This is a genomic window from Enterococcus gallinarum NBRC 100675 (assembly GCF_001544275.1).
GTDB lineage: Bacteria > Bacillota > Bacilli > Lactobacillales > Enterococcaceae > Enterococcus_D > Enterococcus_D gallinarum.
The window spans coordinates 1-11,917 of the sequence record NZ_BCQE01000012.1; the positions used below are offsets into that span (position 1 = coordinate 1).

12 protein-coding genes are annotated in these 11,917 nt (G+C 42.3%); all 12 read right to left on the reverse strand.

The features are described 5' to 3' along the window. Entirely contained in the window at positions 1–480 is a 480-nt protein-coding gene (locus EG2_RS07955) for a DUF6530 family protein (RefSeq protein WP_060814278.1), read from the reverse strand. A 210-nt stretch (positions 481–690) separates the two neighbouring features. Then, entirely contained in the window at positions 691–1,539 is an 849-nt protein-coding gene (locus EG2_RS07960; protein ID WP_005473140.1) for a DegV family protein, read from the reverse strand. A gap of 96 nt (positions 1,540–1,635) precedes the next feature. Further along, a complete protein-coding gene (locus tag EG2_RS07965) occupies positions 1,636–2,892 on the reverse strand; it encodes an LCP family protein (protein ID WP_060814279.1) in 1,257 nt (418 codons plus the stop codon). 131 nt (positions 2,893–3,023) lie between these two features. Beyond that, the gene (locus tag EG2_RS07970; protein ID WP_060814280.1) at positions 3,024–3,488 is read right to left on the reverse strand and encodes a GNAT family N-acetyltransferase; all 465 of its coding nucleotides are present in this window, start codon (positions 3,486–3,488) and stop codon (positions 3,024–3,026) included. Then, entirely contained in the window at positions 3,451–4,326 is an 876-nt protein-coding gene (gene pheA / locus EG2_RS07975; RefSeq protein WP_060814281.1) for a prephenate dehydratase, read from the reverse strand. The genes EG2_RS07970 and pheA overlap by 38 nt, the downstream gene beginning before the upstream one ends. After that, positions 4,327–4,833 carry a shikimate kinase gene (locus EG2_RS07980; protein ID WP_060814282.1) on the reverse strand — a complete coding sequence of 169 codons (507 nt, stop codon included), beginning with the start codon at positions 4,831–4,833 and terminating at the stop codon, positions 4,327–4,329. Next, complete coding sequence (gene aroA, locus EG2_RS07985) at positions 4,830–6,116, reverse strand: 3-phosphoshikimate 1-carboxyvinyltransferase (RefSeq protein WP_060814283.1); 1,287 nt, start codon at positions 6,114–6,116, stop codon at positions 4,830–4,832. The genes EG2_RS07980 and aroA overlap by 4 nt, the downstream gene beginning before the upstream one ends. Before the next feature lie 10 nt (positions 6,117–6,126). Further along, a complete protein-coding gene (locus tag EG2_RS07990) occupies positions 6,127–7,212 on the reverse strand; it encodes a prephenate dehydrogenase (protein WP_060814284.1) in 1,086 nt (361 codons plus the stop codon). A gap of 75 nt (positions 7,213–7,287) precedes the next feature. Next, a complete protein-coding gene (gene aroC / locus EG2_RS07995; RefSeq protein WP_060814365.1) occupies positions 7,288–8,454 on the reverse strand; it encodes a chorismate synthase in 1,167 nt (388 codons plus the stop codon). Between the two features lie 22 nt (positions 8,455–8,476). Then, positions 8,477–9,529, reverse strand: a complete 1,053-nt coding sequence (gene aroB, locus EG2_RS08000; protein WP_060814285.1) for a 3-dehydroquinate synthase — start codon at positions 9,527–9,529, stop codon at positions 8,477–8,479. Positions 9,530–9,612: 83 nt separating this feature from the next. Next, on the reverse strand, positions 9,613–10,638 hold the full coding sequence (gene aroF / locus EG2_RS08005; RefSeq protein WP_003126590.1) for a 3-deoxy-7-phosphoheptulonate synthase: 1,026 nt from the start codon (positions 10,636–10,638) through the stop codon (positions 9,613–9,615). Between the two features lie 33 nt (positions 10,639–10,671). Further along, positions 10,672–11,541: a shikimate dehydrogenase gene (gene aroE, locus EG2_RS08010; RefSeq protein WP_082709539.1), complete on the reverse strand. Its 870-nt coding sequence runs from the start codon at positions 11,539–11,541 to the stop codon at positions 10,672–10,674. Positions 11,542–11,917: the final 376 nt, after the last annotated feature.

Below are 11,917 nucleotides of genomic sequence, written 5' to 3' on the forward strand. Positions count from 1 at the left end.
TTAATAGCCCAATTCGTTTAACAACCGATTTAAAATTCGAAAACGTTCGCCAATCAATTCACCATCTTTTTGTAAGGCATCATAGAACAATAGAATATCCTCATCAATTTTAGGATTGTCTGTATCAACTTCTACTGTCATCCGATTTCCTTGCAGTCCAATAATATCGATGAGTGGATTTTCTGGATCATAAAACTTTTCATGACGATAGGCATCTTGAAAATAGAGGCTAGATTGCGCGACAAGGATCGCTAAGTCAAGAATCCGTGATAACGGGAGTTCTTCTGATTGACGAGACCACTTTTCCCCCGTGTACCGCCATACTTTCCCTGAGATATCTACTTTTCCTCGATCATTCCATTGTGCCAGACCCAACGACAAGCCTTTCGCATCTGTATGAAGAGCATAGCGTCCGTCTACTGTATCATAGTCTTCCACTTTGATGACGGGTTTGTGTTTTAAGTTTTCTGGTATTTTCATTTTCCATCCTCCTGTTTAGTAATTTACTAAAGTAGTAATTGGATTAAGTATAGTCAGGGTGAATCAGATAAACAAGCAAGATGCTTTTATAGCAAAAAAATACCCATGTGACCAGAAACCAGCAAAAGCGAACGCTTGACAAGCTTCTAAGTAACATAGGTATTTTCATAAAAATCAAATAATTGCATAGGAATAAATAACTCACTTTTATTATTGCGCTGCGATGGCAATCCCAATCGCTTTTTCACCCAAATGAGATCCAATCACAGGACCAAAATGACCCACTTCGATTTCGGCATCAGGGTATTTCTTTTGCAGCTTTGCCTTTTCCTCTAAAGCCACAGACAAGTTATTGGCATGGATCACATAGAATTTCACTGGGTAAGCGATTTCTGATTCTCTTTGACCAATAATGTCTTCTGCGCGATTAAAGGCTTTTTTACTGGAACGAATCTTCTCATAAAGCACGATTTTTCCTTCATCAAAAGTCAAGATCGGTTTGATCTTCAATAACCCTCCAATCAATGCAGCACCATTTGTTAAACGTCCACCTCGCACAAGATTGTTTAAATCATCTACAATCAAATAAGCATACGTATTATCGCGGATGCGATCGATGTGGGTCACGATCTCTTCAATGGTTTTGCCTTGTTGGTTCAGATCCAACGCAGCTTCTACCATATGTCCCATTGGCATGCTGGTGATTTTAGAATCATAGGGAATAACCCGCGCGCCTTTGATATCATCTTTGATACCATATAACGTATTGATAAAGCCAGAAATGCCGCTAGAAAGGTGGATACTTAAGATCGTATCATAACCTTTCTGGGCAAGGGTTTCGTATAATGCAATCACTTCACCAAGGACAGGTTGAGAAGTTTTAGGAAATTCTTTACTGTTTTTCAGCAAAGAGTAATATTCATCTGGTTGAATGTCGATCCCTTCGTTATAGCTTTTTCCATCTAAAATAACAGGTATTGGGATAACGAACAAGTCAGCGTGATCTTGGATGCGTTCAGGCAAGTAAGCTGTACTGTCAGTAACAACGGCTAATTTCATTTCTTTTCCTCGTTTCAACATATTTCAAACGTCATTAATAATATAGCATAAACCAGTAAGCTTTCAAAACTCTTTTCAAAAAGTTTTCAGTTAAACTTACTGATTTAAGAAACTTTCGATGGCTTGTTTATTGGTATCAAAGTTGATAACCAGCACACTTCCTGCTTCATAGGTTGAGCCATACTGCCAAGAATCATCGACAGGAACAGTTAAGCGATCAATGCCCCCTGCGCCTTTGGCAATCGAAAATGTGTTTCTCAGCAAGAAGCTAACTGGCAGATTAGTAGAAGCATACCCTAGGACTTTCCCTGCTGCGTATGGCAATTTAACGATGGATAAAGGATTCTTCATGGCATTAAACACAGCATCCATCACTTGTTGTTGTCGACGCACACGCCCAAAGTCGCCTTCTTCGTCCATACGGAACCGCGCATATTGCAATAATTCTAAACCGTTCATATTCTGTTGCCCTTTCTTGATAGGGACTTCAAGGTTTTTACTCATATCTTTCTCAGCGTTAATCGGTACACCACTAGGAAAAAGGGTGTCAATCACTTTTTCAAAAGATTGAAAGTCTACTTTGGCGTAATAATTCGTTTGGATTCCGAAATTTTCAGCTAACGTTTGCCGAACTAACTCTGCACCGCCAAATGCATAAGCTGCATTGATCTTGTTTTCTCCATATCCCGGAATCGTGACTAACGTATCCCGCATGAAAGAGAGCAACTTCGGTTTCTTTGAAGGGCCATCCAATTGCAGCACCATGATCGTGTCTGCACGACCAGTTTCGCCTTTACGGCTATCGCTTCCTAAAAGCAAAATATTTTTTGCTCCATTCGCAGATGCTACACCATTAAACGTTTCCGTCTCTGAAACTTGTGCATCGCTTTTGGCCACTTGCTGCCCTGCCACAAAAGCCACGATCGAGTAGGCAAGTACAAACACTAGTACATACAGGATGAAACGCAAAACAGGTCGTTTCTTACGTTTAGTTTCTTTTGATTTTACTTTCTGATCTTGTTTCGCTTGCTTCTTGTTAACTGACTGACCATTGTTGCCGAAATCCTTTTGTTCACCAAAGGACTTTGCCTTGGTTTTTTTGCCAGTTAACAGATTCGGCCGCTGAAAGGTAGTTTTTTTTGACGAATGATTGCCAGAAGACCGCTTCTGACTTGTTTGGTCATTCTCCCTTTGTTGTGCAAAATCGTTTTCTGCTGAATATTCCTCTTCCTTTTGAGGTCTTCTCACAGATTTTGTTTCTCGACGAGCAAAGATCGTTTCTTTATGAGCAGCTCGTTGCTCTTCTTTCGCTAATTGTTCATGCAACTTTTTGTTGCGGTCCATCCGACTCATAGAACAGTTTCCTCCAAATAAAAAAAGCTTTTCTTTCTTATAAGAATACCTTACGAAAAAAAGAAAGAAAGCTATTTTTTTAAATTTTAAGATTTTCCTAGCAACTTTTTGATAGAAGGATGAAAAACGGCTCATAAAATCTTGCATGCTCTGTAACGTTCAACTTGAAAACCATTTCGTTGGTAAAAATCGGCCACTTGGTTTTTGGCCCAGAAATTCAGAGTGAGGGTTGCAAACTGCTTTTCTCGAGCAAAATCTGCGGCATAGGTCAATAAGGTTTCACCGACCCCTTGCTTCTGGTATTCATTTTCAACCGATAACGCTTCGATCTCAAGTCGACGTTGAGAGACCATCAGCGGTGTATCCGATAACTCAATCTCTTTTAGATGAATAAATCCGCAAGGTTGTTTTTGCCAGGCTACAAAAAAATGATGCGTTTCTGTGGCAAGCAAATCCTGTAACAAGTCGCGGAATGCCTCGTAGTCAAAGGATTTGAAAACGTTAGGTATCAATTGATGATGGACCTCTTGAACACTTTGATAAAGTTTAGCTAATAAATCAGCATCCTCGCAAGGAATGATTTTCCTTTCTTTCATTTCCTTCACCTATTTCCTTCACAGCATACGTACCTAGAAGATGGACATTACAATCTAACATCCTGATTTCTTCTAAGGCATTCTCAATCAAGGCCCAAGGCTGATTCAGCACTAAATCTATCACAAAAAAATATTCACCTAGACTCGTTTTTAATGGTCGGGATTCGATTTTGCTCAAGTCAATGCCGCGCCAGCCAAAAGCAGCCAAAATCTGATGCAGACTACCTGGTCGATTGGTAGGCAAGGTCACATAGATTGTGGCTTTCGTTGCCTTATCATGGAAAACGCCCGATTCGTTTGTGTCTTTTTGCAAGATCCAAAAACGAGTTTGGTTGCTAGTCGTATCCTGGATATTTTTTTCCTGAATGAATAGACCATAAGCATGGGCTGCTTCTTTGGAAGCAATGGCAGCTACCGGCTCCGCTGGATGCTCTGCGACAAAGACGGCAGCGGTAGTCGTCGATGCCACCGCTTCAATTGGAACATCTGGAAAGTTATGTTGCAAAAACTCCGTACATTGGGCCAAAGCTTGTGGATGAGAAATGATTTTGGAAATCGGCTGTCCTGACTGAATGGTCAGTAGCTGATGGTTGATAGGCAAAATCACTTCTTGTTCAATGATCAGTTCCTTTTGTCGGAAAAGTGTATCGATTGTCGCATGAACCGAACCCTCTAATGAATTTTCATTGGGGACTACCGCTCGTTGGATGTCCCCTGCTACTAATGCTTGAATACATAATGGGATCGATCCAAAAGGAACCATTTCTTCATTTAAAAAAGATTCACAGGCGGCTCGATAGGTGAAGGAGTTTTTTGGGCCTAGATAACCAATCTTCATTTATTCACCTGCTTTTTGAATGATTTCAGTCACGATTTCTGCTGGAGATTTGCGGGTGGTATCGATCACTACTGTCGCACTTTCTTCGTATAGTGGCATTCTTGGACGATAAATATCAATGATTTCTGCCGGCGATTTCGAAACGACAAGCGGACGAATATTGACCGTATCCTTTTTCAACCGATCGAGCAATTCTTCTGGCTCCGTTTTTAAATAGATGACTTTCGGAAATTGCTGCAATAGTTGCCGATTTTCTTCTTTTAGGATGATGCCGCCGCCAGTAGAGATCACTTGATCAAGTGTTAATGAATGAGTCAAAATCTCCGTTTCTTTTTCTCGAAAAGCGGCCTCCCCGTAACGATCAAAATAGTCTTGGATCGTCATGCCGATCGATTCAACGATCAGATCGTCAAAATCAACATGTGCCAACTCTAATCGCTCTGCTAACAAGCGACCAATAGTTGTTTTACCAGCACCCATGAAACCGATCAAAACGATTCCTTTCATTCAACATCACCTCCAGTTAATTGGCGGAGATCCTCAAAGAAGTGGGGGTAGGAGACCGCTACTGCTTCCGCCTGTTCTAATTCCACATCTTCTTGCGTCAATAAAGCAGCTACTTGCAGCATCATACCAATTCGATGATCGCCGCGACTGGACACGTTGCCACCATGAAGGGGTGTCGGACCATGAATAATCAGTCCATCTTCCGTTGGCGTGATATCTGCTCCCAGTTTCGTTAATTCTTCTGCGGTCGCATCGATTCGGTTCGTCTCTTTGACTTTCAATTCTTCAGCATCACGAATCACCGTTTGGCCGACAGCTTGTGTAGCTAACAAAGCGATGATTGGTAATTCATCAATGAGTCGAGGGATGATCGCGCCTTGGATCTCGATTCCTTTTAATACAGAAGAACGAATAGTAATCGTAGCTGATTGATTGTTCTGATCGATCGCTGTTAGTGAAATCTGCGCACCCATTTGTTCCAGCACATCTAAAATTCCTGTTCGCGTCGGATTAATCCCGACATTTTCTAGCGTGATTTCACTATTAGGTAAAACAGCTCCTGCAGTTAAGAAAAAAGCAGCTGAAGAAATATCTCCTGGTACAATCACTTCTTGTCCAATAAAGGATTGGGGACCTGTAACTTGAATCTCCTTTCCTTTAACCATGATCTCACCGCCAAATTGACGAATCATTTCTTCCGTATGATTGCGGCTCGGTTCTTTCTCGACGATTCGCGAGGTACCCTCTGCTTGCAATGCGGCAAAAATCAACGCTGATTTGACTTGTGCACTAGCAACAGGCATAGAATAATCGATTGGGCTTAAAGCGCGCGTACCTTGAATAGTAATCGGTGGAAACTCACTTTCATTGCTGCCGTTAAGTCTCGCACCCATTTGATTCAATGGCAACATCACTCGATTCATTGGTCGCTGATTCAACGAATCATCCCCCAGTAAAGTAGTCGTGAAAGGTTGCCCGGCTAAAATACCCATCATTAAACGAATCGTTGTGCCTGAATTTCCTACATCAATAGGACCTTCAGCAGCTTTCAAACCGCCAAACCCTTGACCAGTGATCGTGATCGTCTCGCCGTCATCTTGAATGGGAACTCCCAATTCTTGAAAAGCGTGAAGGGTACTAAGACAATCTTCCCCTCTTAAAAAATTACGAACCGTAGTCGTCCCTTCTGCTAATGCGCCAAACATGATGCTGCGGTGAGAAATAGATTTATCTGCGGGGACTGTCAGTGTGCCTCTTAGCTGGTTAGCTTTAAGTAGTTTCATCATTGTTCTCCTATTTTATCCGACATTGATAGGTCGTATTTTCAGTGATCAGCTGCTGGGCTTGCTGCAGCTCTTTTTGACTTTTGAAAGAAATCTGCAAGACACCGAGTATATCTTCACGCGTCTCTAAAATTTTTAAATTGATCAATGAGAGATTGCCCGTGCTTAACAGCTGGGTGACCTCTGCTACCACACCCGGATGATCCGGAACATCGATCAATAGATCATAGAACGCTGGAATTGCTCCGGTTTGGTGGATAGGTAAATGGTCTCTTGTTTCTTTAGCATCTTCAAAAAAACGGAATATTGCTTTTTCATCTTTGGTCAGCAACCACTGTGATACTTGCTCCATTTGTTTTTGCCAGGTTGCGATTAGCTGCAAAAGCTCCTGTCGATTACTTAATAAAATATCTGTCCACATGCGGGGATCGGAAGAAGCAATGCGAGTGATGTCCCGAAACCCTCCTGCGGCTAGTTGCTGAGCCCTAGGCTGTGATTGATTAAACGTATTCGCCTGATTGACTAACCCGGAAGCAATAATATGAGGTAAATGACTTAGCATTCCAGTGATTTGATCATGCTCGTTTGGTGCCAATTCGACGTATTTTGCTCTGGTCCCTTGAAACAATCGCTGCAGTTCGTTCATGCGGTTGCTAGTAGTCGGGGTAAAAATGTAGTAGGCATTTTCGAATAAATTCTCATCTGCTGCCAAAATACCCGATTTATGAGAACCAGCCATAGGATGACCGCCAATAAAATCAAAGGAGAATTGCTGCGCAAATTGAACAATCTCTGCTTTTGTACTACCAGTATCCGTTACTAACACATTTGGCTTTAAAGTTACTCTTCCCAATTCAGCCAAATAAGCTTTCGTGATCTCCACCGGAAGTGCCAAAATGATGATATCTGATTGGATCGCTCCTTCAGTAAATGAAGCTGGCACGAAGTCAACAATCTGTGACTGTATGGCAATTTCATTGGTCGATTCACAATGATCCCAGCCAATCAGATAGCTGTCAGCAACAGCTTTTTTGATGCATTTTGCTAACGAAGCACCGATCAATCCTAGACCAGCGATCATGATTTTTTGTGACATTGGAATGTCCCTCATTTCCTTTTTTCAAGATATTTTTTAGTAGTGGGATAAAGCCCACTACTTTAGTAATGAATTTTAGTAATGAAGCAAGTAGTCACGGTATTCTTGGACAGCTGTTTGTAATTCTTCAAAGGAGTCACTCGGAAATTTTTCGAGTATTTCATTGGCTACTACTGTAGCAACGACATTTTCACAAACCACACTGGCTGCAGGTACTGCCGTACTATCTGAACGTTCAACACTTGCTTTGTAGGGCTCTTTGCTATCGATATCAACGCTTTGCAACGGTTTGTATAATGTTGGAATGGGCTTCATCACGCCACGAACAACAATCGGTTCTCCATTTGTCATTCCTCCTTCAAATCCGCCCAAATTATTGCTGCGACGCGTGTATCCTTTTTGCTGATCCCAGAGGATTTCATCCATCACTTGCGAACCGGGTAAGACTCCTGCTTCAAATCCGACACCAAATTCAGCACCTTTAAATGCATTGATACTAACCACGGCCTGCGCAATTTTGGCATCCAATTTTTTATCCCACTGCACATAGCTGCCTAGACCAGCGGGGACACCCCCGATTAGAACTTCTACGACACCACCAATCGTATCCCCATTTCTCTTGGTTTGGTCGATCAATTGCTTGATTTCTTCTTCGACAGAAGGATCCAACACCCGAACTTCAGATGCTTCGGAGCGCTCGGCAATTTCTTGAACAGTCAAACCATCAGGAATAGCTGCTTTGATGCCGCCAAGCATTGTCACATGGCCAGCCACTTCAATCCCTAATTCCTTTAAGATTTTTTTGGCAATTGCACCAATGGCCACTCGCATGGTTGTTTCCCGTGCAGAGGAACGCTCTAAGACGTTGCGCAAATCCTGATGACGGTATTTCATGCCGCCGACCAAGTCTGCATGTCCCGGTCTAGGCCGAGCCACTCGTCGTAATTTCCGATCCTTTTCAGGAACTTCCTCGATTGCCATCACTTTCGTCCAATTTTTCCAGTCTTTATTTTCCACAACCAATGTCACAGGCGACCCTAATGTTTTTCCATGTCGGATGCCGGAAGTAATACGGACTTGGTCTTTTTCAATCAGCATGCGACCGCCGCGGCCATAACCCGTTTGTCTTCTCGCTAGTTCGTGATTGATATCTGCTGCTGTTAGGGGTAATCCCGCTGGTAGTCCTTCAATAATCGCGGTCAATTCAGGTCCGTGGGATTCACCTGCTGTAATATAACGCATCATCCGTCGCTTCCTCTCTTTTTTATAAATAATTTTTGATTTCTTCTGTAGGGATCGTAACGATCTTCGCTTGACCGATTTTTTCTAACAAAATAATCTTCAATTGGTTTCCTCGGGCCTTTTTATCATGAGTGATCGCTTGATACAACTGATCTTTGTCAAGTGATTCTGGCTGAGTAGGCAAATGAAACTTGCTGATCATTTCTATTAATTGGGCCGTAGTTCCTTTTGGAGATAATCCGATGGACTCCGCGTGTTGGGTGATCATCACCATGCCGATTGCTACTCCTGCACCATGGCTGATTTCAAACGCTGCTGTTTTTTCTAGCCCATGTCCGATGGTATGGCCGAAATTCAACATCAAGCGACTGCCATGATCGAAAGGGTCTTCCTCGACAACTTTTTGTTTGACCGTTAAAGCCGCAGTGATCACTTGTTCTGCATGGTCCAATAATGCCGCCTCATCTTGCAATTCGGCTAGTTTTTGCCATAGCTGGTCATCAGCGATTGCTGCCGACTTAATGATCTCTGCAATTCCTTCTTGTACGCGATAAAGTGGTAATGATCGTAAAAGTTCTGGATCGATCAAAACACCAGCGGGTTGGGCAAAGGTTCCGACCAAATTTTTAGCATTTCCAGTATTGACAGCTGTTTTGCCGCCAATACTAGAATCTACTTGCGCCAATAAAGTCGTGGGAATCTGCAGAAAATGGATTCCTCGCATATATGTCGAAGCCACGAAACCTGCTAAATCACCGATTACTCCGCCGCCCAGCGCAATTATTCCATCGCTTCGGGTCAACCCAAGTTCTGCTAATCGATCATAAAGAATCGTCGCTTGCTCAAGAGACTTGCTCTTTTCTCCCGCTGGAACAACAAGTAATTTTGCTGCAAATCCTTCATGAGTAAGCGCATCAATAATGACTTGTCCATAGATTGGTGAAACGTTACTATCCGTAATCACCGCGATCCTTTGAGGTTGCCAAAGTCCTTTGACCCATTTCCCTACTTCTTGAAAGGCACCTCGTTGAATGACAATATCATACGAATGTTCTGCTAAATTTATGTGTAACATCAAATGATACACTCCTTTTTTTAGACTTCACAATGACTTGATTTCTTCTCAAATAGCTGTCACTCTCAGTTGCAAAGCGACGATTATTTTTGCAGTGCTTTGATTTCTTTCATCGCTTTTTCCATGATATGGACTTCATTCATCATATTCATGTAAGTTTTTTCGTTCAATGATTGAGGACCATCAGACCAAGCATTTGCCGGATCTGGATGGATCTCAACGATCATGCCGTCTGCGCCCGCAGCAACCCCAGCTCTAGCCATTGGCGGAACTAGATCCCAGATACCTGTCCCATGACTAGGATCAACGATGATTGGGAAATGACTCAACTTTTTGATGATCGGTACAGCACTAAGGTCGAATGTATTCCGCGTTGCTGTTTCGTATGTTCGAATTCCCCGTTCAATGAAGATCACTTCACTTTTATCTTGAACAGCAATGTATTCTGCAGCATTCAACCATTCATCAATTGTTCCTGAAATTCCCCTCTTTAAGCCAATAGGTTTTCCTGTTTTACCGACAGCCGCTAATAGTTTGAAATTCTGCATGTTACGAGCACCGATTTGCAAAATATCACTGTATTCCGCAACCATATCGATATGCCCTTCGTCCATTACTTCAGTGATAACTTTCATCCCTGTTTCATCGGCAGCTTGCCGGATGTATTTCAGCCCTTCTTCTTCCAGACCTTGGAAAGCGTAAGGAGAGGTCCGAGGTTTGAAAGCACCTCCTCGTAAGATTTGAGCACCGCCAGCTTTGGCGATCCGTGCACATTCACGGATTTGTTCTAATCCTTCGATCGAACATGGGCCAGCCATTGTTACGAAATGTCCATCTCCGATTTTGACACCATCCACATCAACAACCGTGTCCTGCGGATGAAATTCCCGCGAAGTCAATTTGTACGTATTGGAAATACGAATTGCGTCTTCCACACCATCGTAGCTGCGAAAAGCGACATCTTGGATCAGACGCGTATCTCCTTTGAGTCCAATGACGATTTGTTCCTTCCCTTGATTGACCTGTACATCTAATCCTTCTTTTTTGATTCGTTTCACAACAACTTCTACTTGTTCTGCAGTGGCATTTGGTTTCATAATTACGATCATTTTTTCTTCCTACTTTCATAGTTATTAGTTTTTTTACATTTTTTCAATCAGTGTTTTGACTTTCTCAATTGGCATTTTTTTATCAGTCCATAGCTCAAAAGCCGCCGCGCCTTGGTAAAGCAACATACTTAATCCATTGGCTGTTTTTGCTCCCGCGGCTTTTGCTTCACGCAACAGCCGTGTTTCTCGCGGATTATAGATCACGTCATAAACTGCCAACGATTCTCGTAACATTCCGCGGTCTTTTAATGGGCTGGCATCTTCCTGCGGCTTCATTCCAACACCAGTCGCATTTACTAGCAATTGGCTCTCTTTGATTGCGAGACCCAATGCTTGCTGATCATCTAGATCCCCAAGTGTGATATTGCAAGTAGTAGCCGCAGCGATTTGTTGCAGCTTGCTTTCAATCACTGGATAAAATTCATCGTTTCGATTAAAAACATGAATGGTTTCTACCCCATCTAAGGCAGCTTGACTAATAATTGCTGTAGCAGCTCCACCAGCGCCGATCACTGTCATGGTACCGCCAATAATCGAGACTTCGATGTCTCCTAGCGCTCGCATAAATCCAATACCATCCGTATTGTGACCGATCAAATGACCTTTGTGGTTGACGATTGTATTGATAGCACCAATCAGTTCTGCGGCAGGAGATAATTCATCGACTAAAGGAACAGCTGCCATTTTGTGCGGCATCGATAAATTGACTCCTAACAAATCAAGCTGACGAATACTTTGGATACTTGCTGCTAAATTTTCTGGTTCAACATCAAAAGCCAGATAGACAGCATCCACTTTTTGATCTTCAAAAGAAAAATTGTGCATGGCTGGTGAGATGCTGTGTTTGGCAGGTTTCGCAAACAACGCTGCTAAACGGGTGTGTCCAGTGATTAATTGGTTCATCCTATTCATTCCTTTCAACAAAAAAAGATGTCCACTGTAAATTGATAGAATCTACAGTGAACACCTTCAAACATTACATATCAGCTGATATGTGAATATAAAAAATAGCCACTATAGATTTTACGATCTACGTGGCTTTAAAGTCATTACGAAATGCCTTAGCCATCATAGATACAAACGAGTGTTTGTACCCATGTCTTTCATGAATACAAACCTATCTAAAATAGCTAAAGTAATATTTATTCAGTTGTGAGGGGTTCGCTTGCAATTGTTTCATGATTGTTCGCTCCAAACTGATGTAAGATTGTCCTAAGTATAGGTTGAACTTTGAAAGTTGTCAATGATTTTTTCTTATTTTTTTCATTTCACTGGTTTT

Excerpts from the sequence above, each read along its gene's own strand:
- EG2_RS07955 (WP_060814278.1), bottom strand. The coding sequence starts at position 480 with ATGAAAATACCAGAAAACTTAAAACACAAACCCGTCATCAAAGTGGAA.
- EG2_RS07960 (WP_005473140.1), bottom strand. The coding sequence starts at position 1,539 with ATGAAATTAGCCGTTGTTACTGACAGTACAGCTTACTTGCCTGAACGC.
- EG2_RS07965 (WP_060814279.1), bottom strand. The coding sequence starts at position 2,892 with ATGAGTCGGATGGACCGCAACAAAAAGTTGCATGAACAATTAGCGAAA.
- EG2_RS07970 (WP_060814280.1), bottom strand. The coding sequence starts at position 3,488 with ATGAAAGAAAGGAAAATCATTCCTTGCGAGGATGCTGATTTATTAGCT.
- pheA (WP_060814281.1), bottom strand. The coding sequence starts at position 4,326 with ATGAAGATTGGTTATCTAGGCCCAAAAAACTCCTTCACCTATCGAGCC.
- EG2_RS07980 (WP_060814282.1), bottom strand. The coding sequence starts at position 4,833 with ATGAAAGGAATCGTTTTGATCGGTTTCATGGGTGCTGGTAAAACAACT.
- aroA (WP_060814283.1), bottom strand. The coding sequence starts at position 6,116 with ATGAAACTACTTAAAGCTAACCAGCTAAGAGGCACACTGACAGTCCCC.
- EG2_RS07990 (WP_060814284.1), bottom strand. The coding sequence starts at position 7,212 with ATGTCACAAAAAATCATGATCGCTGGTCTAGGATTGATCGGTGCTTCG.
- aroC (WP_060814365.1), bottom strand. The coding sequence starts at position 8,454 with ATGCGTTATATTACAGCAGGTGAATCCCACGGACCTGAATTGACCGCG.
- aroB (WP_060814285.1), bottom strand. The coding sequence starts at position 9,529 with ATGTTACACATAAATTTAGCAGAACATTCGTATGATATTGTCATTCAA.
- aroF (WP_003126590.1), bottom strand. The coding sequence starts at position 10,638 with ATGATCGTAATTATGAAACCAAATGCCACTGCAGAACAAGTAGAAGTT.
- aroE (WP_082709539.1), bottom strand. The coding sequence starts at position 11,541 with ATGAACCAATTAATCACTGGACACACCCGTTTAGCAGCGTTGTTTGCG.